Genomic DNA, 20,548 nt, shown 5'->3' with positions numbered 1-20,548 from the left:
GTAGGGCACTTGGGCTAAACCTTCCGCCCGCCGCGCAGTCATTTCAGGTAAGTGCCCGACATTTGCGGGCCAAGGAGGTGGCTGATGACCTTTGTCTGCCTACTGCGTGGCTGCCATTGGCGTGCCATGGTCAAACCCGAAGTGCCCGGGCTGCAGTGCCAGCTTTGCGAGCGTTGTGGCGCGCTGCGCTACTGCCAGCCCGGTCATCCCCTGCAACCCTAGGAGGCACGTCATGGCCAGGGCAATCTGGAAAGGTGCGATCAGTTTCGGCCTGGTGCATATCCCGGTATCACTGAACACGGCGGTGCGCACCGAGCGCGTGGACTTCGACTGGCTGGACAAGCGCAGCATGGAGCCGGTCGGCTACAAACGGATCAATAAGGTAACCGGCAAGGAAATCGACAAGGACAACATCGTCAAGGGCGTGGAATACGAAAAAGGCCGCTATGTCGTGATCAGCGAAGAAGAGATCCGCAAGGCGCGCCCAGAAGCGACCCAGACGATCGATATCTTTTCGTTCGTGGCTGCCAGCGAAATACCGCTGCAGCAGTTCGATACGCCGTACTACCTGAGCCCGGACCGCCGCGGCGGCAAAGTCTACGCCTTGCTGCGCGAAACACTGCAGAGCACTGGCAAGGTGGCGCTGGCCACCGTGGTGTTGCACACACGTCAACACCTGGCATTGCTGCGGCCGCTGGACGATGCGTTGGTGATGATCACGTTGCGCTGGCCGGAAGAAGTACGGGGGCTGGATACGCTGGAGCTGGACAAAAGCGTGACCGACACCAAGCTCGACAAGCGCGAACTGGCCATGGCCAAGCGCCTGGTCGAGGACATGAGCGGTTCGTGGGCTCCGGACGACTACCATGATGCGTTCCGCCAGACCATCATGGACCTGGTGGAAGAGAAGGCCAGCAAAGGCAAGATCAGTGTGGTGGACAAGGGCGAGGGGGGCGAAGCCGAAAAAAGCGCCGATATCATCGACCTTACCGAACTGCTCAAGCGCAGCCTCGGGGGCAAAGCTGCGAAAAAAGCACCTGCCGAAAAGAAACCTGCCAAGCGTACGCGTAAGGCTTCATGAAGGCTTGGGCGGGTTGCCTGCCTTGATAGCACGGCATCATTCAGATAGAGCGCCATCCACGCGGCGCTCCATCTGAAGAATTCCGAAGAGCATGGCGCAGCTGGTCAACCACCCAAACGCACCTGCAGCCCTGCCAGAAAATCCCCAAATCCTTCACGCGCCCGGCTGTCCCTTCGGCTGCTGGTCGCAACACTGTGCTTGGCGGTCCAGACGATCTGCGCGCCGCTAGCCTCCAGGTCGCGGACCAGCTGCACGTCCTCGTGCGCCGCCAGCGGTTGAAAGCCGCCCACACGTTCATAAGCGCGGGCACAGACCCCCAGGTTGGCCCCATGAATATGCCGGTGGCCTTCACAAGCCTGATACCCGCTGCGGTACAGCTTGCGCAGCGCCGCACGCTGCCACGGCTGCCAGTGTTCGATATGTACCGTGCCGCAGACCACCTCGGCAGTGCACGCCAGTTGCCACAGGAGCCAGTGCGAGGGCACTTGGCTATCGGCATCGGTACAGGCCAGCCACTGGGCGCCGCGCTCCAGCATCAGGGCCGCGCCAAGCCGGCGGGCCATGCCGACACTGCCAGCTTCCACCGCCAGCGTGCGTACACCGAAGCGCGCGGCCACCGCCGCACTGGCATCACGGCAACGGTCCAGCACCACCAACACTTCAACCTGATGCCCTGCCTGCTCGGCCAAGGCTACCGCCGCTGCCATGGCCTTGAGGCAGCGCCCCAGCCGTCGCGCTTCGTTATGGGCAGGAATGACGACGGCAATCATGAGCATGTCTCGTCCAGGTCGACCACGCTGGGCTCGGCTGACCAGTATTCCAGCAAAAAGTCCGCCTCTTCATGGCGAAACACCGGGTACAACGGTACGTGCTTGGCCAACAGCTGGTGCACCTCACGCCCATCCTGGGGGCAGCCTGCGATCGGATGGCGCCAGTGACAGGCCAGCAGGCCACCGTCATAGGTCAGGCTCGCAACCGACTGCTCGATCACCTGCAACCAGTCGGTAGGGTTCAGGTAGTAACCCACTTCGCTGAGCACGATCAGGTCGAAGCTGCCGCCCGGCCAGTCCGCCGGCAAGCGGCCAGCGACGACCGAAGCATTGGGCAACCCCGCCAGGCGCTGGCGGGCCAGGGCAACTGCAGTAGGGTCAAGGTCCTGGCACAGCAGCTCGGCACAGCGATCGGCCAGCGCTGCGCTCAGCTCGCCATTGGCACAGGCGGGTTCGAAGACCCGTTGGTAGCACTGGCGCGGCAGGCTGGCCATCAGCAGGTCACGCTTGCGGCGTTCGTACCAACGGGTGCGAAACGCCCAGGGGTCGTCATTGCTGGAATACAGGTCGGCGAAATATTGCGCATCGATACTCATGACAACTCCTTCACAGGAATACCAGTTCGAAGGGTTGCAGCATGCAATCGAGCAGGTCGGCAGGCAGCACCGGCGCCCGCCCTTGGTCGGGCTCCAGCTGGCTGTGATACGCCGCCAAGGCCTGACGCTTGCGCGCAACCCGTGTTTCGTCCAGCTCGATGCGATGTGCCCGTTGCCAGGGTAGGCGCGGGTCGTCAGGCTGTGCCCAATGCCAGGCCCACACAGGCACCTCCACCAGTTGCACCTGGCGCGCGAGGGCAGCCTGCGCTGCCGCCCGGCCAAGCGCTTCGTGGTCGCAGTGGCCGTCGCCGCGCCAGGTAGTCATAAGCACATCATCGGGCTTGAGCAGTTGGTTAAGGTGATTGACCAGGAACGCTTCGTCGCGTGACAGCGCCCCGTCCTTGAGGTGCAGGCGCCGCCAGTCCAGCCGGTTGAGGTCCAGGTCCAGCTGCTGCAGGGCGTGCCGGCTTTCAAGTGGCCGTTGACGGCGCAGGCGGTGCTCGGTCCAGGTCGCCGATTCTGGGTGGCTTCCTTCACCATCGGTGACGGAGATCAGCAGCACGTCCTGTTCGCGGCCGTGCAGTCCTGACAACAGTCCACCGGCCATGAGGATCTCGTCATCGGGGTGGGGCGCCAGCAGTACCAAGCGCCGGCCTGCGGGAAGTAATTGCTCCGGCGTGATCCAGCTCGCCCGCGCCAGGTGTGCAGACTGCTGCCACTCGGCCCACGGCCTGCCTTCACTGGCCTTGATCAGGTTCTCACTCATAGTTGCCAGGCTCCTGCCGGCACCTGGGCCAGCTGTTGGCCAAGTGCGGCCAGGTCACGTTCAGCGTGGCTTTGGCGCAGAAAGACCGGGAGGTCGGCGCTCAGCCGTGCAAAGTGGCTACTGCGGCAGAACGGCGTTGCGCCCAACGCACGGCCCACATGGTGGATCACCTGCTCTACAGCCTGCTCTACCTGGGCACGCACACGGCGTACCTCGAAGCTGGCGTCGGCGTTGGGCTGGCAGTCTATCGACGTGGCGCATTCGCGCAGTGCCGCACGGGCACCGTACAACACGGCATCCACTGCCCCCAGGTGTGCCTGGGCGTGGGGATCCGAGTTTGGCTTGCAGCAACGCTCACGCAAGTAATCGGCCAGCGCCTGCGCTGCGCCGTACCAGCAGGCGGCGATGCCCGCGCCGCCGTGCCAGAAACCGGGGCGCGACAGGTACTGCCCGGGTTGGCCTACGGCGATCCCGGGCGCATCCTCGAAGGTGATTTCAATGCTGGCGGTCGTCGCCATGCCCACCGCTTGCCAATGCTCGACCTGCACCCCCTGGCTGGGATGGGCCAGCTCGATCGCCACCAACTGCGGCTGGTCGTCATCCTCGGCCCAGGCCGTGATCAGCGCGCGGTCGATCTGCAAGGCACCTGAGCACCAGGCCTTGCTGCCGGCAAGGCGCACCTGGTCGCCGTCACGCTCGATGATCCGAGCCCGCGCATCAGGGGGCTCGGCGGCCCACACACCCCATATTGCGTTGCCCGCCAGGTGTGCGGCGCCGCATTCGGCAAGGATCGCCAGTGCGTCGGTATGGCCTTCGTACACTTTGGCCAGCGCCAGGTCGCAACCGGCAATGCGTGCCAGCGTCTGCCAGCGCTGCAAGGTATGCCCTTGGCCCGGCAGCGGCAGTTGGTCGAGATGGTCCGCCTTCAGCGCCTGCATCAGTTGCGACAGCTTGTTGTCCAGGTTCAAAGGCTGCGCGCGCTCGCTGAACGTACGCAGCAGGCTATCGAGGGTGTTCAGGTCAACATCCTGAGTGATGCTCATGTCATCCCCATCTGTTTGCGCATGCGCGCTGTGATCGACTGTCGGGTCTTGCCCATGTCCGCCCAAGGGTCATCGACCTCGGCCAAGCGTTCGTGCAGGTTGCCGATATGCCACTGGTTGGCGCCTTTGAGCTGGGCAAGTTCCTCGCGCCAGATCGGCACAGACACCGGTAAGCCTTCCCGGGCCCGCAGGGAGTAGGCGCAGGCTGTGGTGGCGCCTTTACCGTTGCGCAGGTAATCGATGAAGATCCGCCCGACCCGGTTCTTCGGGCCAGACACTGCGCTCAGCCGGTCGGGGAACAACTTGGCCAGGTAATTGACGATGGCATGGCTGAAGTCTTTCACCTCGTCCCAGCCCGCACGGCGGGTCAACGGCACTACAAGGTGCATGCCTTTGCCGCCGCTGGTCTTGAGGAACACCCTCAGGCCCAGTTCGTCGAGCAGGGTGAGGGCCAGCTGAGTGGCTTCGATCATGGCCTTCCAGGGCAGTGCCGGGTCCGGATCGAGGTCGAGCACGAAGCGGTCGGGCTTGTCGAAGTCCTTATCGGTGGCATTCCAGGTGTGCAACTCGAGCATGTTCATCTGCACCGCGCCCAGTAGCGTGTCAGCGCGGTTGATGACCATCGCCGCTTGGCCGGCCTCGGCTTTGTCGTAACTGAGCACATTGGCGATAGGCAGCTGGTCGGCGTTTTTCTGGAAGAACAGTTCGCCGTTGAGGCCCTCTGGCGCCCGTACCAGCGCGACCGGCCGGTCCTTGAGCTGCGGGAGAATCCACTGGCTGACGCCGGCGTAGTATTCGGCAACCTGGCGTTTGGTTGCGCCAATGCTGGCGTCGATGATCCGGTCCGGATGCGTCAGGCGCAGGTCGCCCAGGTCTTGTGGCGCTTTGCTACGCCTGGTTTTGGGCAGGGTCTTGGCTGGCATGGCGCGCTCCAGGTCGATGGCGCTGGCAGGTTTGTCGTCGCGCAGCCCGTGGAAAACCGAATGCCGTACTACGCCGTCGCGCGTCATTTGCGCGTACGCGACCTCGGCCATCAGTTCTGGCTGGAGCCAGTGAACACCCCGAGCTTCCGCCCCGGTGGGTGGCCGGGGCAGGGCTGGCTTGCGGATCTCCAAAGGCTTGAGACGAGCATGGATACTCTCGAGCGTGGTGGCGCTGAAGCCGGTACCGACTTTTCCGGCATAACGGAGCTCGCCGCTGTCTGGGTCATGGAGGGCGAGCAACAGGGCACCGAAGCCACTGCGGCTCCCCTTCGGATCCGTGAAGCCAACGATGACGAACTCTTGGCGCTGCTTGCACTTGAGCTTGATCCAGTCCGCGCTGCGCCGCCCTGTGTAGGGGCTGCCGGCGCGCTTGCCGATCAACCCTTCGAGTTCAAGGCGGCAGGCGCTGTCGAGGAGCGACTCGACAGGCTGCTCGAAGTCGGCGGAAAATTGCAGAACATCGGACTGATCATGCTCAAGCAGGTCACTCAATGCGTTGCGCCGGTCTTCCAGAGGCAATGCGCGCAGGTCCTGGCCACCCAGGAAGGGCAGGTCGAACAGGTAGTAGACGATCTGCTCGTCGCGCTCGGTATCGAAGGCATTCTGCAATGCCTGGAAGTCGGCCACGCCGTTCTCGCCGTTGACCACCATCTCGCCGTCCAGCCAAGCGCTGTCCAGGCCCAAAGCACGCAGCGCAGCCACCTGCCGGGGCATTTTGTGGCTCCAGTCGTGGCCGTTACGGGTGAACAGGCGCACGTCTTCGCCTTCGATACGGGCGAGCACACGATAGCCGTCGAACTTGACCTCATAGCGCCAGTCGCCAGCGGGAGGTGAATCGACCAGGGTCGCAAGCTGCGGTTGCAGTTGCCCGGGCAAGGCTGTTTTCTTGCCAGCGCCGCTTGGTTTGCGCTTGGGCGGTTTGGCAGGTTTGGCAGGTTTGGCGCTGGGACTTTGCCGCGGCACGAGCGTTCGATCGCTGATCACGCTGTCAGGCTGCGCGTCGACAATGCTGTAGTCGGCCTCGCTGCGTGCCTGCGCATCGGCGGACTTAACCAGCATCCACTGCTCTTTCTTGCCTGAAAGACGGGTGCGGAACAGGTTCCACACGCCATTGAGCTTCTCACCCTTCAAGCGAAAGCGCAGCTTGCCCTTGCTGTAGGCTTGGTCCGCGTCGCCTTCTGGCTCCCAAATGCCACGGTCCCAGACGATCACATCGCCGGCGCCATAGTGCCCCTGGGGGATATTGCCTTCGAAATCGGCGTAATCGAGCGGGTGATCCTCTACATGCACCGCCAGGCGCCGCACCTTGGGGTCCAGGGAGGGCCCTTTGGGGATGGCCCAGCTTTTCAGCGTACCGTTCAGTTCGAGACGGAAGTCGTAGTGCAGGTGGCTGGCGTCGTGCTTCTGAATGCAGAACTGCAGGGCCTGGTGACGTTTTGCACGGTCGCGCTTGCCACTGGGTTCGGGCGAGGCATTGAAGTCGCGCTTGCGCTCATATTCCTGCAGGGGCTTGGCCTTCATCTAAGGCTCCCAGGGGTGGCTGTCTCTCATTTGGGAGGCAGCGGGCAGGGCGGGAGTTCAAAAAATCGATTGCCCGCGGGCGGGCAAAAAACTCTGAATTTTCCAGGCCCACTCGCAGTCGACCGAACACACCCCCTGATGGAGAGCCCAAATGAGCCGACCCGATGATCGCCAGCCTTACACCCCCAGCGAAATCGATGACACCGAGGACCGCATGGGCAGCGTGCACGAGCTGGACTTCAGTGACCGCCCGGAGGGGCGTATAGGGGATGAACGCCCAGCCGCTGAAGTGGCGAAGGACTTCCCGGCGCGGCGCGTCGCTGAAGGCGGCATGACCGGCGGTGAGACACTGACCGACAGCGTGCATGAAGACAACGTCACCGACGACGACCTGAGCCCTGGTACCCTGCTGGATGAGACCGGCGCGCGGGACCCTTACGAACCGGGTGATGACGAAGGCCCGGCAGACCAGAACCTGCGTGAAGTCGATGCGCAGGAGATCGGTGGTGGCATTGGCCTGGATGAAGCCGAGTTGGCACGGTCCGCGCCGCTGGACGGTGAACCTTGGACTGATGAAGTGGTTGATGACGAGCCGAGGAACTGACCATGAATGAGCGACGATGTGCCTGTGGGAACTGTTCGTGCATGGTGGACGACAATGCCCGCATGCAGAACGAAAAGGCCTACTGCTGTGAAGCCTGTGCGTCCGGGCACCGTAACGGTGAACCGTGCCGCATGAGTGATTGCAAATGTGGTGAAGCGGCTCAGCCCAATGAAAGCAAGGTTGACAATGCCTTGGACGAAACTTTCCCAGCCAGCGACCCGATTTCCCCGTGACGGCTTCAATAGCTAGTTAACGGCTGCAGCACACGCCCCAGGGCTGGCCATACCAGCTGCTGGGGCTCAGCTATGCCCGACCGTCAATGCGTTTGCCAGATCCCGTTATTACGCTCGCAATCGGCACGGGCCTGCCCAAGGCTTGGGGTGTCGTAGTAGTACGTCATCACCCGGGCTTCCTTGGGCAGCGCCGGGCTTGTGGAGGGCTCGTCACGCCCTGCCGATTTCGGGTTGGCGAGGGTTTCCTGGGTCAACGGTGCGATGCAGCTACCCACACTGCCATCGGCGCAGCGCGGCACCTTGCGCTTCTCGGTGCTGAGCATCTCTTTACTTTCATTGCTGCACGACCAGTTGATCGCTTCAGCCGGCATGTCGCTGAAGCTGTAGCAGGTCCGTCCCTCAACGGGCTTGACCGCTTCGCTGGAGGACCGCGTGATCACTTCGCACGCTTCAGCCAGCACTTCTGTGCTGGCCAGGACGCCCAACACCACCATCAGCAGAGATAAACGCATGTACCACCTCCCGGGCTCAGGGCCCGTGGTCAAGTCTTGCGTAGGGTCGCTTCACCGCGTTGGCGCATGGCGCGGGCGCGTTTTTCCAGTACCAGGTAGGTGATCACCGCCAGCAGCAGCGGGATCAGGTAATAGAGGGTACGGTAGCCCAGCAATGCTGCCACCAGGCTGCCCTGGCCCAGTTGGCCGTGCAGCAGCGCCAGGAACACGGCTTCGAGCACACCCAGCCCGGCGGGAATATGGGCGACAACGCCAGCCACGCAGCTGATCAGCAAGATGCCGAGTATCGAGGGGTAGAACAGGTCACCGGGCAGCAGCCAGTAAATCAGTGCGGCCATCAATGCCCAGTTGCTGGCACCCAGCGCCACTTGGCACAGCGCCAGGCGCATCGAGGGCAGGGTGATTTCATGGTCGCGCACACGCCATGTACGACGCTTGGCAAAACCGCAGGCCAGCAGATAGGCCAGCGCCACACCCAGCAGCAGAAAACCGATCAACTGCAGCCCGGTCACACCCACCGCCCAGCTGTCCGGCAACTTGACCAGGCGCAAGGCGAACACCGTGCCGGCCAACAGCATGTAACCCATCCAGTTGGTCAGCAGCCCCAGGGTCAGGATTTTGGTGATGGTGCCGGTGTCCAGGCCCAACCGCCCATACAGCCGATAACGCAAGGCAACGCCGCCGACCCAGGTCGTGAAGTTGAGGTTGAAGGCATAGCAGACGAAGGCCACCGGCAGCACCTGCCGCGCCGGCAGGTGGTGGCCCGTGTAGGCGCGTGCCAGCAGGTCGTAGCTGGCGAATGTGAGGTAACTGCACACCGCCAGACCCAAACCGATAATCAACGTGCTTGGCTTGTAGTCCACCAGTGACTGGCGAACCTCGTTCCAGTCAAGGTTGCGCGCCAGCATGTACAGCAGCGCCGGAATCAGCACGATGAACAACAGGGTCAGCAGGCGCTTGCCCCAGATATGCCAGTCTTTGTGCTTCATCAGGTATTGCCCTCGTGCAGGTCGCCCTGGGCCTGGACTTCAGGCTGGACAGATTTCAGGCGTTGCCGGTGTGCCGGGAACCAGCCGGCAATGCGCGGGAAGTAGCGGGTGAGGTGGAAGCCGATGAAGATCAGCGGCGCCCGCCACCAGTAGCCACGGATCATGCGCTCCAGCGTCACCGCCTTGCAGTGGTCGCTGGCGAGCGAGGTCAGGTGTTGGTAAAGGTGCTGGTTGAATGCCCGATCACGTATCAGCAGGTTGGCTTCGAGGTTGAACGAAAGGCTCAACGGATCAAGGTTGCTGGAGCCTACCGTCGACCATTCATCGTCCACCAACGCGACTTTGCCATGCAGGGGGCGTTGGCAGTACTCGTGTATGCGTACGCCGTCACGCAGCAGGTAGTTGTAGAGCAGCCGCGACAGCGCGCGGACCCAGCGCATGTCCGGCTGGCCCTGAAGGATCAGAGTGACCTGTACACCGCGGCGCGCCGCATTGCGCAATTCACGCAACAGGCGGTAACCGGGAAAGAAGTAGGCATTGGCAATCACGATGCGGTGACGTGCCGCGCGCACGGCTTGCAGGTAGCAGGCCTCGATATCGCTGCGGTGGCGCGTGTTGTCCCGTTCGACCAGCACAGCGCTGATTTGGCCAGCGGGCTGGGTAAGCGGGCGCACCTGGCTAGGCGGTTCAAGCACCGGGGCCATCAGCTGGCGGCTGGAGGCGTGCAGCTGCGCCACCACCGGCCCGCGCACTTGCACCGCATAATCCTGCTTGGCCATCGGCCCATAATCGCCAAGGTGATCGGCGCTGTAGTTGATCCCGCCAATGAACGCCAGCTCGCCATCGATAACGACGATCTTGCGGTGCAGGCGGCGGAACAAGTTGGTCCGCATGCCGGCCACCCGCGGTTGCGGGTCGAATGCATGAAACCGCACACCTGCTTCTGTCATGGCCGCAATGAACGCATCCGGCAGGTCGGCTGTGCCGTAACCGTCCACCGCCAGCTCCACCCGTACGCCGCGGCGCGCCGCCTCGATCAGCACCTGCTGCAGCTGTTGGCCGACCTTGTCGTCGAAGATGATGAACGTTTCCAGCAGGATCTCTTCGCGCGCCTGGGCCATCGCTTCGAACACACGCGGGTAATAGCCTTCCCCATTGATCAACAGCTCGACGCTGTTGCCCTCTACCCAAGGTTTGTTCACAGATCGATCTCCGCAGCCAACGGTGCATGGTCAGACAAGTGTGACCAGGGATAATGAGACAGCACTTGCGCCTTGCTTGGTTTGGCATTGCGCAAGTAGATACGGTCCAGCCGCAGCAGCGGCAAGCGCGCCGGAAAGCTGCGGGCAGGGCTACCGAAGTGCTCTCCGAACGCTTCCACGAGGCGTTGCGAGAGCACGGCATCGGCCTTGAGGCGCCAGTCATTGAAGTCCCCGGCGACAATCACAGGTGCGTCGGCAGGCAAGCTGTCGAGCAAGTCGAGCAGCAGGCTGACCTGGCGCTGCCGGTGGGCTTCACGCAACCCCAGATGCACGCACACGGCATGAACCGACTCGTGGCCTGGCACGTCCAGGCGGCAATGCAGCAGGCCGCGCTGTTCGTTGCCATGGATCGATACATCGAGGTTGTGGTGCTCGGCGATTGGGAATTTGGACAGCAGCGCGTTGCCATGGTCACCATGCGGGTAAACGGCGTTGCGGCCATAGGCGAACTGCGGCCACATGCTGTCTGCGAGAAATTCGTACTGCGGGGTGTCGGGCCACTCGGCATGGCGCAGGGCATGGTGCTCATGGCTGCCGTGGACTTCCTGCAGGAACACAAGATCGGCATCGGTGGCGCGCACCGCCTCGCGCAATTCGGGCAGGATGAAACGCCGGTTGAGCGCGGTGAAGCCTTTGTGCACGTTGATCGTCAGTACATTGAGACGATGCACCGTGGTGATCCGGTCGATGACGCTGGTAGGTGTAGGCAATGTCTTGTTCACAGTTCCACCTGCGGTGTGACACCCGGTTCTGTCACCAAGTGGCCATTGAGATCCATCTTGTCCAGGAGGCGGCGTGCATCGTACGGCGCATGCACCTTCTGGTCGTTGTCGAAGTAGCAGTACACATCCCGTGAAGCACGCCGGGGTGGTGGCTGATCGACGATCAGGTGTGCATCATCCGGCTGCTCGCCGCGGCTCCAGCATTCGATACGCTGCTTCCAACGGCGCAAGGCGCGGGCGGTGTAGCCGCTGCTGTAAAGCTCGACATCGCCATGCAGGCGCAGGTACACGAAGTCAGCGGTCACGTCTTCGACATAAGGCCATTTACCCGCGCTGTCGGCGACTACGAGCGCCACCCGGTACTTGCGCAGCAACTGCACGAACGTCTCGCACAGAAAGCTCTCATTTCGAATTTCCACCGCGTGACGCAGGCGGGTATTGCCGTCGATGGCACTGCCGACATTGTGCTGTAAACGTTCTGCACAGTTGCGGGCGAAGGCGTTCGCCGCCTGGTGGTCGTGAGGCAACAGCGCCAGGAAACGCTCGAAGCGGTCGGCGTCGAATTTCATGTTCGGGGGGAACTGCCACAAAACCGGCCCAAGCTTATCGCCCAGCGATAGAAGGCCAGATGCAAAGAAGTTGGCCAGCGGCTGTTCGATGTCCTTCAGGCGTCGGCCGTGGGTGATAAAGCGGGGCCCTTTGACTGAAAAGACGAAGTCGTCCGGCGTATCGTCCCGCCAGCGCTCATAACGTTCCGGGGTCTGCAGGCTATAGAACGACCCGTTGATCTCTATGCTGTTAACGGCGCGCGAGGCAAAAGCCAATTCATCATCCTGCCGCAGGCCATTGGGGTAGAAGTCCTTGCGCCAGGGGCCATAGCGCCATCCGGATATGCCGATGCGGATCTCGCTCACACTGTGGTCCTCATTGCTGTCCCATTATTAGCGACACGCAGCGACCGCAAACGGTTCAGGATGGTTGACCAGTGGCGATCTGGCCCGCGCCAGGGAACTTTGCTCCCGCTCACGTTTCCACCGCAAACCAGGCCTGAAGAATACCTTGCGCTGGCGCAAAGGGAGGCCTGTTCACCCTACGGGAATGACCCCCACATTGGAGGTAAGCATGGCCCGACACATCATTCACTTCACCGGCCCGATCAATTCGTCCACCTGTGGCAACCTGATCAGCACCTGCTCCAAAGTGATGCACCAGGGTGGCGATGTGCTTCAGTTGAACATCGCTACGATGGGCGGCGAATGCAGCTATGGGTTTACCTTGTACAACTTCCTGCGCGCCCTGCCGGTACCTGTGCACACGCACAACCTCGGCACCGTGGAATCGATGGGTAACATCCTGTTTCTGGCGGGCGAGCGCCGCACCGCCTGCGCGATGAGCAAGTTCCTGTTTCACCCGTTTCACTGGACATTACACGGTGCGGTCGACCACGCGCGTATGGCCGAATACGCGATGAGCCTGGACTACGATTTGCGGCTGTATGCCCAGATCGTTGCCGAAAGAACCGCAGGCAGTGCCGAAACGCTGGACGTTCAACGCTACCTGATGGCTTACCCGCGGATACTGGACCCTCAGGAGGCACTCGATAGCGGCCTGATTCATGCCGTCGATGAGCTGCCGATCGATTCGCAGGTGACCCAGTGGAGTGTGCATGCCTGACACCCGGAGCACGGGCAAATAGGCTGGTACGCAAATATTTTCCCGGGCGGTGTTTCGTGCCACCGGTCAACTGCCCACGATCGAATTGAGTATTCCTGTGCGTCGACGGTTCGGAAAAAGGGCATGGCAGAGATTCATGCGTCCCACCATCCCATCGCAAGGAGAAACGGCATGGCTCGTGATCAAGAGCGTACTGGACAACGTGGCGGCACCAAGGAAACCAACCCGGGCAACTTTGCCAATGACCGTGAACGGGCTTCCCGGGCAGGCCAGAAGGGCGGGCAGGCGTCGGGTGGCAACTTTGCCAACGATAGAGAGCGCGCCTCGCAAGCTGGCCGCAAGGGCGGGCAGAACAGCCATGGCGGGGGGCGCCAGCCGAATTGAAGGGTCGCCGTCGTCGAGGCCTGTCGGTACTACCAGCGGCCTCGGCCTCCACCCGCGCAGGGATACTCAAGCATCCGCGCAGCGGCCTAGGGTTCGATGATCAGCAGGGCGCTGCCGCAAGGGAATCCTGCTATCTGGCGATGCATCTAACCCGCTGCTTTGCGAGGTGGTGCGGGAGAAAAATTGTTGGACAATTATTTTGAATCTTTCCCGATGGGCATCACTCAATGAATGAGTCATCCATGGAGAAGAGGAGGGCCCCGTGATGCCTAATCCCCAGCTGTATATCATTGACTACCAACTGCATGGCCAGCCACGCAGTTTCATCATCCGCATGGAGCGGATGGATAATACCGAAGCCTGGCATTGGGCCAGTTGTGATGCGGGTATTGGCATCATTCCTAAGTTCGGCCGCGAAAAAATCAAGAAAGTCAGTAAACCCATGGCTGAACGCTATGGCATTACCGCAGTGAGTTGGCGGCTGTCTGGGGGTAAACCCAACCAACCGGTCAGTGACTCTGCAATTAGCAGTTGAGGGAAAGGGAGCGGGTCCTCGCCCGCTCCCTAGCGTCAGGCGCCTGATTCGGGGTCGCTTGCTGGTACGCCTGGATGCTGCTCTTCATCATCGGTGAGATTCGGGTCAGCATCCGGGTCGTCCACTCGATCGTCAGGCTGGTCCGGATCCAGTTCAGGCCAGTCATCTTGGGCATTACCGCCCCCCATTTTCAGTAGTGGGTTCATCACGGTTCTCCTTGGCGTCAGATGCACGTTGGAGTGCGATCGAGCGACAGATGATCAGCCGGCGTAATGGGAAAACCGACAGATGGATCACGACCGCAGCACGGTGTTATCGGCCGACTTTGCCAGCGTTACCAAGTGGGGCAGGGTGTTTGTCCCGCTCGTTACTGCAGGACGCCTTCTGAATGCTCATTGATTGATGGTCGAGATGATTGCCAGGCAACGCTGAACGATCGGGCTGATGTCACTGGCTCGGCGACTGAGGATGATTGGAGAGACGGCTTGGCTTTCTTCCAGCCGTGCGTAGGTCAAGTCGGCGCGGTGCTGCTGCTGGACCGAGGCGGGGACGAGGGTAATGCCAAGCCCTGCCGCCACCAGACCCAGGGCGGTCTGCAACTCGTTGGCCCATTGGGATACCTGTATGCCCATGCCATGGTTGGCGAATAGCGCCAGTACATGGTCGGCGTAACTGGGCCGAGGGTTCGCTGGGTACAGTACAAAGCGTTCCTTCGACAAACGTTCCAGCGTTATCGGTTGGCCTATCAAGTGGTGCCCAACGGGTAACACCGCGACCAGTGGGTCTTCACGCAACACCTCCTGATGGATAGCCGGGTCGTCGAAATGAATCCGGCCAAACCCTATATCGATGCGGCCGCTCTTGAGCGCCTCGATCTGCTGCAACGTGGTCATCTCTTGCAGCCCCAGTTCCAGGTCTGCATCGCGCCGAAGTTCTCGAATCAGTTCCGGCAGCACGGCATACAGGGTTGACGGCGCGAAGCCTATGCCAAGCCACTGGCGTTTACCTTGGCCTATGCGCCGGGTGTTTTCACACAGTTGCTCAAGCTGCTTGAGCAAGGTGCCGCTCTGCTCATAAAAAAAGCGGCCGGCTTCGGTCAACTGCAACGGTCGACTGCGCTCCAGCAATGCGGTGCCCAAATGCTCTTCCAATTGTTGAATCTGCCGACTCAGGGGCGGCTGGGCGATATGCAGGCGCTCTGCTGCGCGGGTGAAATTCAGGGTCTGCGCAACGGCCTGGAAATAACGAATATGTCTGAGCTCCACAATACCCCCTAGGTATGGTGCGAGATGGAAACAATATTGGACACAATGAATGTCCTGGGTCGATCCTACGGTACATGAAACAAGATCCTATGGGTATTGAAGCCTTAGTGGCGCCCCTTACCTCTAACCTTGCGAGATGGAACCTGAAATGACAGCAGCCCGGATCGAGCGACTTGAGACGATCATTGTCGACCTGCCGACCATTCGGCCACACAAATTGGCGATGCACACCATGCGCGGCCAAACCTTGGTCATTCTTCGCTTGCTGTGCAGCGATGGCATCGAGGGTATCGGGGAGGCCACCACCATTGGTGGGCTCGCCTATGGCAACGAAAGCCCGGAAAGCATCAAAAGCAACCTGGACAGCTACTTCGCGCCTTTACTGATCGGCCAGGACGCGGAGAACATCAATGCGGCAATGCAGCGCCTGGACAAAGCCATCAAGGGCAACACATTCGCCCGTTCTGCAGTGGAAACGGCGTTGCTCGATGCCCAAGGCAAGCGCCTGGGGCTACCGGTCAGCGAGTTGCTGGGCGGCCGGGTGCGTGACGCGCTGGAAGTGGCGTGGACCCTGGCCAGTGGTGACACCGGCAAGGATATCGAAGAAGCCGAGCGTATGCTCGAGCAACGTCGCCACCGCATCTTCAAACTCAAGATTGGCGCCAACGCACTCGCGCATGACCTTGCCCATGTGGTGGCCATCAAGAAAGCCCTGGGCGACCGCGCCAGCGTCCGTGTCGACGTCAACCAATACTGGAGCGAGTCGCAGGCCATCAAGGGCTGCCAGGTGCTGGGTGAAAACGGTATCGACTTGATCGAACAGCCGATTTCGCGGATCAACCGGGGAGGGCAGGTGCGCCTGAATCAGCGCAGCCCTGCGCCCATCATGGCGGACGAATCCATCGAAAGTGTCGAGGACGCTTTCAGCCTGGCGGCCGATGGTGCTGCCAGCATCTTCGCGCTGAAGATCGCCAAGAATGGCGGCCCCCGCGCGGTGCTGCGCACGGCCCAGATCGCCCAGGCAGCCGGCATTGCGCTGTATGGCGGGACCATGCTGGAAGGGGCTGTGGGCACCCTGGCATCGGCACACGCGTTCATTACCCTGGATCAGCTGCAATGGCACACAGAGCTGTTCGGCCCGCTGCTGCTCACCGAAGAAATCGTGACCCAGGCGCCCGTGTACCGCGACTTCCAGCTACACGTTCCTGCCACGCCGGGCCTGGGGCTGACGCTCGATGAAGAGCGCCTGGCCAGATTCCGCCGTACTTGAAACCTTTATAGGAGATTGGGCAAATGCTGTTTCACGTAAAGATGACTGTAAAGCTGCCAGTGGACATGGACCCGCAAGTGGCTGCCCGCTTGAAGGCTGATGAAAAGGAACTGGCCCAGCGCCTGCAGCGTGAGGGTAAATGGCGTCACCTGTGGCGCATCGCCGGCCACTACGCCAATTTCAGTGTATTCGATGTGGACAGTGTCGAAGCGCTGCACGACACCCTCATGCAACTGCCTTTGTTCCCCTACATGGACATCGAAGTGACCGGCCTGTGCCGTCATCCTTCGTCGATTCATGAAGATGATCGCTGAGCGTCGCCACGCTCGCTGCTGTGAATCATAAGAACAAGATGAGGATCCCATCATGACTGTCAAAATTTCCCAAACCGCCGACCTGCAGGCGTTCTTCAAACAAGCTGCCGGGTTGGATAACGATCAGGGTAGCCCTCGGGTCAAGCAGATCCTGCTGCGCATCCTGCAGGACAGCGCACGCCTGATCGAAGACCTCGAGATCACCGATGACGAATTCTGGCGCGCCATCGATTACCTCAACCGCCTGGGAGGCCGTGGAGAGGCCGCGCTGCTGATCGCCGGCCTGGGCCTCGAGCATTTCCTGGACTTGCTCAACGACGCCCGCGACACACAGGCCGGCCACACCGGCGGCACCCCGCGTACCATCGAGGGGCCTTTGTACGTTGCCGGGGCTCCGCTGTGCGAGGGCGAGGCACGCATGGATGATGGTACGGAGGACGGCGTTGCCACCACGTTGTTTATCGAGGGCCAAGTCGTCGACCTGCAAGGCAAGCCGATTGCCGGGGCAATCGTTGACCTCTGGCAAGCCAATACCAAAGGCAACTACTCGTACTTCGACAAATCGCAGTCGGCGTTCAATCTTCGCCGCCGCATCGTGACCGATGCCGAAGGCCGTTACCGTGCCCGCAGTATCGTGCCCTCGGGGTATGGGTGTGACCCGCAGGGGCCGACTCAGGAGTGCCTTGACTTGCTCGGGCGTCATGGGCAGCGACCCGCGCACATCCACTACTTCATCTCGGCACCGGGGTACCGCCATCTGACGACGCAAATCAACCTGTCAGGGGATAAGTACCTGTGGGATGACTTTGCCTATGCCACACGCGAAGGGCTCGTCGGCGAAGTGAAGTTCATCGAAGACGCTGGCTTGGCGGCCAAACGAGGCGTGGAAGGGCGTTTTGCCGAATTGTGCTTTGACTTCCAACTGCAGCCTGCGGTTGAGACGGGTGAAGAACAACGGAGCTTGAGGCCGCGGGCGCTGCAGGTTTGAAGCAGAGCGGGGTGTCGGTCTTTGGCCGAAGATCCAGGATTCGTCATTGCCCAAAGGGATTCGATTGTGAGTTGAAGTTGATAGCCGGGCAGGGGCGTTGGCGCTGCCCGGGAGGCTTACGAGTCGTCTGACATAGAGGGGGAAATCGCCTTGATCTAATTAATATTAATCAAGGCGGTACCACCATTAGCATGTAGCAAGGGCTGGTAGATCATGGTCGTCCTGATATAACTAAACTAAATGAATATTTAGTGTAGTTATTCCTTAGATTTATATCATAAGGGCAGGGTAGCTGATCTGGTGAGCTAGGGGTAGCTCACGTGTGATCGCTAACGCTTACGTTTTCACGATAGCGTTCAAAATTGAGCTACGGGTAGCTCAATTGGTGGGCTACCTTCGGCGGCCGTCACCATCAAGGAGAGCATTCAATGACTCACTTTCCAGGCTGGATGCTTGAAAGCGCCCATAAATAGGTCAAGCACTGAGCTTGTGGAGGCCCGAAACGTCCTGATGTGGTGGTAACTGCAGCGATCGGTATGGAAATCCTGCTGAAAAGCTTTATTTCCGCGCCTGATCAGCACCGAGTTACGTCCGGCGAAACCCACAAGCTCGACGTGTTAGCACTCAAAGCGGCTCACCAGCACCTGCAGTCAATCGGCAATAATCCACCCAAATATGCCCGCAGCGATTCGCAAGACCTTGGCCCTGGATAGCCAGGAAGGTTCGTTCGAACATTATTGGGAGGTGTCACCAACAGCCGGTATCAGTACGAGTGGACTAGTTGAAAGTTTTCCAATCCGGCGCTGATGAGATTGCTGCGGTGGACGTCGGCGAACGTGGTTGGCGATTGCAAGCAACGAGGCTCGCAGGATCAGTTTGTGGTGAATTACATCGCTGAGGTCCAGGCCCGAGCTGCAGCGCGTGTGATGAAGGCCAGCGTCTGGCTCCAAATCTGCCCACCCACGGCCCCGGTAGCTCCATACGAGGGTGCGCATAATGCATATTATGTTAAATAGTGTATCTTGGTACTGGTTCATAACATGTCGCTTGCACCCTAAAACCGAATGCGCCAAATGGAGGCATTTAAATGCCCGTCACAAAAACCACCTCATGCACCCGCGCTCGAACCAAAGGCCTGCCACGCGCTTCTACGAAGCCGGCTGGGAAGACCGTGTTCATGCGTGGCTGGCGAAACTCCCAACGGGCGAACCTGATCACGCACAGTTTGAAATCGTGAGACTCGTAGCCCAACCGCCGCCAACTCCCCTCCAGTTCGCACAATAGAATCGAGCTGCAACACGGCTCTGCTCATCTGATTGTTCAGTCTTCAGTATCAGAAACCGCGCCGATGATAAGCCCACCTGGCCATCCTGGAGCCACCGCCAGTCTCGCGACCAACCGCCATGCTCGACATCGTTAATTAGGTCATCCAGGTGGCAGATTCTCGAGGCCACACGTAAAACTGTACGCATATACAGTATTCGGTAGGCCACGCCCGCACCAGGCACCCTACCCTCGCCCTTATCCGCACAAGCGCTAGCCGTTTGCACACCTAGAGCAAAAACACTGAAACCGGCTCCGTTGAGTTTGCCGGTCGGGTAAACGTTTTGCGCTTTAGCGGTGTCCGTACCGTCAGCGTCGTTCCCTGGCAGCGATGCAGGTTTCTTAGGGGCATTCAATGAAATGCACGCCGATGAGGCCGTGCTGTTCGACGCTACGGCTCTCCGATGACCATTGAACCAGTCAGCCTGAACTTTGGCGCTACTCCAGGCTCCCCCCTGCATATGCTCGTAAATTTACCGCAGCAGGAGCAAGCACGATGAGAGCACTGACTTACCACGGCGCAAACGATGTGCGGGTCGATACTGTCCCAGACCCCATCCTCCAAGACCCAGACGACATCATCCTCAGGGTGACGGCCACCGCCATCTGCGGATCCGACCTCCACCTCTATCGGGGCAAGATCCCGGAAACAGAGCAAGGCGACATCTTCGGCCACGAGTTCATGGGCATCGTGGAGGAGGTTGGCAGGGACGTGACGAGCCTTAAGGTTGGCGACCGAGTGGTGATTCCATTTGTCATCGCTTGTGGAAGTTGCTTTTTCTGCCAGCATGATCTCTTCGCTGCCTGTGAAACCACCAATACCGGGCGCGGATCGATCATCAACAAAAAGGGCATACCACCAGGCGCGGCGCTGTTCGGATACAGCCATCTGTATGGAGGGATCCCTGGAGGCCAGGCCGATTACGTTAGGGTGCCCAAAGGCAATGTCGGGCCATTCAAAGTTCCGACTTCGCTCGCGGATGACAAAGTGCTGTTCCTATCAGACATCCTTCCCACCGCTTGGCAAGCGGTCATCAATGCCGAGATCGGCGAAGGTTCATCGGTAGCGATCTATGGCGCGGGGCCAGTGGGCCTGTTGAGTGCCGCCTGCGCAAAGATGCTGGGCGCTCACACCATCTTCATGGTGGATGACAACAATTACCGGCTGGCCTATGCCCAGCAAGCCTATGGCGTTATCCCGATCAACTTCGAAAAGAATGATGACCCAGCCGATAGCATCATCCGCCATACACCGGGTATGCGTGGCGTGGACGCGGTCATCGACGCGGTCGGGTTTGAAGCCAAAGGCAGCACCACGGAAACCGTGATGACGGCCTTGAAACTGGAAGGCAGCAGCGGCAAGGCCCTGCGCCAAAGCATTGCTGCAGTGCGGCGTGGCGGCATAGTTAGCGTGCCCGGCGTCTATGCCGGCTTCATTCACGCCTTCATGTTTGGCGATGCGTTCGACAAGGGGCTGACGTTCAAGATGGGCCAGACCCATGTGCAGAAATACCTCCCGGAACTGCTCGAACACATAGAAGCCGGGCGCCTGGAACCGGAACTGATCGTGACTCACCGCCTCGCCCTGGAAGAGGCTGCCATGGGCTACAAAATGTTCGATCAAAAACAGGATAACTGCCGGAAAGTGATCCTCGTTCCAGGAGCGGCCGCTGGAACGTTAGGGAGTGATTACGTGTAAGCCATCGGAGCACA

At 60.7% G+C, this 20,548-nt stretch carries 24 protein-coding genes; 12 read left to right on the top strand and 12 right to left on the bottom strand.

All coding sequences use genetic code 11. The features are described 5' to 3' along the window. Positions 1 to 84 precede the first annotated feature (84 nt). Complete coding sequence (locus ACIPZC_RS16325; RefSeq protein ID WP_241803428.1) at positions 85 to 222, top strand: PSPA7_2676 family Cys-rich small protein; 138 nt, start codon at positions 85 to 87, stop codon at positions 220 to 222. A gap of 10 nt (positions 223 to 232) precedes the next feature. Next, positions 233 to 1,081: a Ku protein gene (locus tag ACIPZC_RS16320; RefSeq protein WP_267815965.1), complete on the top strand. Its 849-nt coding sequence runs from the start codon at positions 233 to 235 to the stop codon at positions 1,079 to 1,081. A 104-nt stretch (positions 1,082 to 1,185) separates the two neighbouring features. On the opposite strand, the gene ACIPZC_RS16315 is transcribed toward ACIPZC_RS16320, so the two are convergent. From ACIPZC_RS16315 to ligD, 5 genes are read right to left on the bottom strand one after another with little or no spacing between them, the layout of a single operon-like run. Next, positions 1,186 to 1,851, bottom strand: coding sequence for a glycosyltransferase (locus tag ACIPZC_RS16315; RefSeq protein ID WP_349975354.1), 666 nt, complete (start codon positions 1,849 to 1,851; stop codon positions 1,186 to 1,188). Continuing rightward, positions 1,848 to 2,447, bottom strand: coding sequence for a class I SAM-dependent methyltransferase (locus ACIPZC_RS16310; RefSeq protein WP_349975355.1), 600 nt, complete (start codon positions 2,445 to 2,447; stop codon positions 1,848 to 1,850). The genes ACIPZC_RS16315 and ACIPZC_RS16310 overlap by 4 nt, the downstream gene beginning before the upstream one ends. A 10-nt stretch (positions 2,448 to 2,457) precedes the next feature. Beyond that, positions 2,458 to 3,213, bottom strand: coding sequence for a PIG-L deacetylase family protein (locus ACIPZC_RS16305; RefSeq protein ID WP_400628123.1), 756 nt, complete (start codon positions 3,211 to 3,213; stop codon positions 2,458 to 2,460). Continuing rightward, positions 3,210 to 4,256 carry an acyl-CoA dehydrogenase gene (locus ACIPZC_RS16300; protein ID WP_400628121.1) on the bottom strand — a complete coding sequence of 349 codons (1,047 nt, stop codon included), beginning with the start codon at positions 4,254 to 4,256 and terminating at the stop codon, positions 3,210 to 3,212. Before ACIPZC_RS16300 ends, ACIPZC_RS16305 begins: the two co-directional genes overlap by 4 nt. Next, a complete protein-coding gene (ligD, locus tag ACIPZC_RS16295) occupies positions 4,253 to 6,760 on the bottom strand; it encodes a DNA ligase D (protein ID WP_400628119.1) in 2,508 nt (835 codons plus the stop codon). Before ligD ends, ACIPZC_RS16300 begins: the two co-directional genes overlap by 4 nt. Before the next feature lie 151 nt (positions 6,761 to 6,911). Between ligD and ACIPZC_RS16290 the strand changes: the two genes are divergently transcribed. Beyond that, positions 6,912 to 7,364 carry a phosphotransferase system, HPr-related protein gene (locus ACIPZC_RS16290; protein ID WP_349975358.1) on the top strand — a complete coding sequence of 151 codons (453 nt, stop codon included), beginning with the start codon at positions 6,912 to 6,914 and terminating at the stop codon, positions 7,362 to 7,364. 2 nt (positions 7,365 to 7,366) lie between these two features. Continuing rightward, positions 7,367 to 7,597 (top strand): metallothionein, encoded by a 231-nt coding sequence (locus ACIPZC_RS16285; RefSeq protein WP_400628117.1) that lies wholly within the window; start codon positions 7,367 to 7,369, stop codon positions 7,595 to 7,597. 83 nt (positions 7,598 to 7,680) lie between these two features. Here the strand turns inward: ACIPZC_RS16285 and ACIPZC_RS16280 are convergent, their stop codons facing one another. From ACIPZC_RS16280 to ACIPZC_RS16260, 5 genes are read right to left on the bottom strand one after another with little or no spacing between them, the layout of a single operon-like run. Beyond that, on the bottom strand, positions 7,681 to 8,109 hold the full coding sequence (locus ACIPZC_RS16280; protein WP_400628115.1) for a hypothetical protein: 429 nt from the start codon (positions 8,107 to 8,109) through the stop codon (positions 7,681 to 7,683). A 29-nt stretch (positions 8,110 to 8,138) separates the two neighbouring features. After that, positions 8,139 to 9,098, bottom strand: coding sequence for a lysylphosphatidylglycerol synthase domain-containing protein (locus ACIPZC_RS16275; RefSeq protein ID WP_400628113.1), 960 nt, complete (start codon positions 9,096 to 9,098; stop codon positions 8,139 to 8,141). Further along, on the bottom strand, positions 9,098 to 10,300 hold the full coding sequence (gene clsB, locus ACIPZC_RS16270) for a cardiolipin synthase ClsB (protein ID WP_400628111.1): 1,203 nt from the start codon (positions 10,298 to 10,300) through the stop codon (positions 9,098 to 9,100). The genes ACIPZC_RS16275 and clsB overlap by 1 nt, the downstream gene beginning before the upstream one ends. Next, on the bottom strand, positions 10,297 to 11,082 hold the full coding sequence (locus ACIPZC_RS16265; protein ID WP_400628109.1) for an endonuclease/exonuclease/phosphatase family protein: 786 nt from the start codon (positions 11,080 to 11,082) through the stop codon (positions 10,297 to 10,299). The genes clsB and ACIPZC_RS16265 overlap by 4 nt, the downstream gene beginning before the upstream one ends. After that, on the bottom strand, positions 11,079 to 11,996 hold the full coding sequence (locus ACIPZC_RS16260; protein WP_400628107.1) for a DUF72 domain-containing protein: 918 nt from the start codon (positions 11,994 to 11,996) through the stop codon (positions 11,079 to 11,081). Before ACIPZC_RS16260 ends, ACIPZC_RS16265 begins: the two co-directional genes overlap by 4 nt. A 208-nt stretch (positions 11,997 to 12,204) precedes the next feature. On the opposite strand from ACIPZC_RS16260, the gene ACIPZC_RS16255 reads away from it, so the two are divergent. From ACIPZC_RS16255 to ACIPZC_RS16245, 3 genes are all read left to right on the top strand, one after another. Next, the gene (locus ACIPZC_RS16255; RefSeq protein WP_400628105.1) at positions 12,205 to 12,756 is read left to right on the top strand and encodes an ATP-dependent Clp protease proteolytic subunit; all 552 of its coding nucleotides are present in this window, start codon (positions 12,205 to 12,207) and stop codon (positions 12,754 to 12,756) included. A 171-nt stretch (positions 12,757 to 12,927) separates the two neighbouring features. Continuing rightward, positions 12,928 to 13,140, top strand: coding sequence for a general stress protein (locus tag ACIPZC_RS16250; protein ID WP_046786214.1), 213 nt, complete (start codon positions 12,928 to 12,930; stop codon positions 13,138 to 13,140). Positions 13,141 to 13,405: 265 nt separating this feature from the next. Next, complete coding sequence (locus ACIPZC_RS16245; protein WP_241803414.1) at positions 13,406 to 13,675, top strand: DUF6555 family protein; 270 nt, start codon at positions 13,406 to 13,408, stop codon at positions 13,673 to 13,675. Positions 13,676 to 13,710: 35 nt separating this feature from the next. Here ACIPZC_RS16245 and ACIPZC_RS16240 read toward each other — a convergent pair whose 3' ends face one another. Continuing rightward, a complete protein-coding gene (locus ACIPZC_RS16240; RefSeq protein WP_400628102.1) occupies positions 13,711 to 13,881 on the bottom strand; it encodes a hypothetical protein in 171 nt (56 codons plus the stop codon). 186 nt (positions 13,882 to 14,067) lie between these two features. After that, positions 14,068 to 14,940 carry a LysR family transcriptional regulator gene (locus ACIPZC_RS16235; protein WP_400628100.1) on the bottom strand — a complete coding sequence of 291 codons (873 nt, stop codon included), beginning with the start codon at positions 14,938 to 14,940 and terminating at the stop codon, positions 14,068 to 14,070. A gap of 148 nt (positions 14,941 to 15,088) precedes the next feature. Here ACIPZC_RS16235 and ACIPZC_RS16230 point away from each other — a divergent pair, with 148 nt between their 5' ends. The 5 genes from ACIPZC_RS16230 to ACIPZC_RS16210 all read left to right on the top strand — a co-directional run bounded on the left by ACIPZC_RS16230 (position 15,089) and on the right by ACIPZC_RS16210 (position 20,534). Further along, complete coding sequence (locus tag ACIPZC_RS16230; RefSeq protein WP_267815933.1) at positions 15,089 to 16,210, top strand: muconate cycloisomerase family protein; 1,122 nt, start codon at positions 15,089 to 15,091, stop codon at positions 16,208 to 16,210. Between the two features lie 23 nt (positions 16,211 to 16,233). After that, entirely contained in the window at positions 16,234 to 16,524 is a 291-nt protein-coding gene (catC, locus tag ACIPZC_RS16225; RefSeq protein WP_014756783.1) for a muconolactone Delta-isomerase, read from the top strand. 52 nt (positions 16,525 to 16,576) lie between these two features. Beyond that, complete coding sequence (catA, locus tag ACIPZC_RS16220) at positions 16,577 to 17,512, top strand: catechol 1,2-dioxygenase (protein WP_400628097.1); 936 nt, start codon at positions 16,577 to 16,579, stop codon at positions 17,510 to 17,512. 536 nt (positions 17,513 to 18,048) lie between these two features. Then, on the top strand, positions 18,049 to 18,225 hold the full coding sequence (locus ACIPZC_RS16215) for a hypothetical protein (RefSeq protein ID WP_400628095.1): 177 nt from the start codon (positions 18,049 to 18,051) through the stop codon (positions 18,223 to 18,225). 1,106 nt (positions 18,226 to 19,331) lie between these two features. Then, entirely contained in the window at positions 19,332 to 20,534 is a 1,203-nt protein-coding gene (locus ACIPZC_RS16210; protein WP_400628093.1) for a zinc-dependent alcohol dehydrogenase, read from the top strand. Positions 20,535 to 20,548 lie beyond the last annotated feature (14 nt).

This window comes from Pseudomonas sp. NPDC089743 (genome assembly GCF_044748785.1).
In the GTDB taxonomy this organism is placed as follows: Bacteria; Pseudomonadota; Gammaproteobacteria; order Pseudomonadales; family Pseudomonadaceae; genus Aquipseudomonas; species Aquipseudomonas putida_X.
Note: the sequence above shows the minus strand (reverse complement) of the source record. Positions and strands in the feature narration are given on the sequence as shown.

Coding starts and splice junctions, on each gene's coding strand:
- ACIPZC_RS16210 (WP_400628093.1), top strand. CDS start 19,332: ATGAGAGCACTGACTTACCACGGCGCAAACGATGTGCGGGTCGATACT.
- ACIPZC_RS16320 (WP_267815965.1), top strand. CDS start 233: ATGGCCAGGGCAATCTGGAAAGGTGCGATCAGTTTCGGCCTGGTGCAT.
- ACIPZC_RS16285 (WP_400628117.1), top strand. CDS start 7,367: ATGAATGAGCGACGATGTGCCTGTGGGAACTGTTCGTGCATGGTGGAC.
- ACIPZC_RS16230 (WP_267815933.1), top strand. CDS start 15,089: ATGACAGCAGCCCGGATCGAGCGACTTGAGACGATCATTGTCGACCTG.
- catA (WP_400628097.1), top strand. CDS start 16,577: ATGACTGTCAAAATTTCCCAAACCGCCGACCTGCAGGCGTTCTTCAAA.
- ACIPZC_RS16310 (WP_349975355.1), bottom strand. CDS start 2,447: ATGAGTATCGATGCGCAATATTTCGCCGACCTGTATTCCAGCAATGAC.
- ACIPZC_RS16325 (WP_241803428.1), top strand. CDS start 85: ATGACCTTTGTCTGCCTACTGCGTGGCTGCCATTGGCGTGCCATGGTC.
- ligD (WP_400628119.1), bottom strand. CDS start 6,760: ATGAAGGCCAAGCCCCTGCAGGAATATGAGCGCAAGCGCGACTTCAAT.
- ACIPZC_RS16255 (WP_400628105.1), top strand. CDS start 12,205: ATGGCCCGACACATCATTCACTTCACCGGCCCGATCAATTCGTCCACC.
- ACIPZC_RS16215 (WP_400628095.1), top strand. CDS start 18,049: ATGGAAATCCTGCTGAAAAGCTTTATTTCCGCGCCTGATCAGCACCGA.
- ACIPZC_RS16275 (WP_400628113.1), bottom strand. CDS start 9,098: ATGAAGCACAAAGACTGGCATATCTGGGGCAAGCGCCTGCTGACCCTG.
- ACIPZC_RS16250 (WP_046786214.1), top strand. CDS start 12,928: ATGGCTCGTGATCAAGAGCGTACTGGACAACGTGGCGGCACCAAGGAA.
- ACIPZC_RS16245 (WP_241803414.1), top strand. CDS start 13,406: ATGCCTAATCCCCAGCTGTATATCATTGACTACCAACTGCATGGCCAG.
- ACIPZC_RS16240 (WP_400628102.1), bottom strand. CDS start 13,881: ATGAACCCACTACTGAAAATGGGGGGCGGTAATGCCCAAGATGACTGG.
- ACIPZC_RS16290 (WP_349975358.1), top strand. CDS start 6,912: ATGAGCCGACCCGATGATCGCCAGCCTTACACCCCCAGCGAAATCGAT.
- catC (WP_014756783.1), top strand. CDS start 16,234: ATGCTGTTTCACGTAAAGATGACTGTAAAGCTGCCAGTGGACATGGAC.
- ACIPZC_RS16315 (WP_349975354.1), bottom strand. CDS start 1,851: ATGATTGCCGTCGTCATTCCTGCCCATAACGAAGCGCGACGGCTGGGG.
- ACIPZC_RS16280 (WP_400628115.1), bottom strand. CDS start 8,109: ATGCGTTTATCTCTGCTGATGGTGGTGTTGGGCGTCCTGGCCAGCACA.
- ACIPZC_RS16305 (WP_400628123.1), bottom strand. CDS start 3,213: ATGAGTGAGAACCTGATCAAGGCCAGTGAAGGCAGGCCGTGGGCCGAG.
- ACIPZC_RS16300 (WP_400628121.1), bottom strand. CDS start 4,256: ATGAGCATCACTCAGGATGTTGACCTGAACACCCTCGATAGCCTGCTG.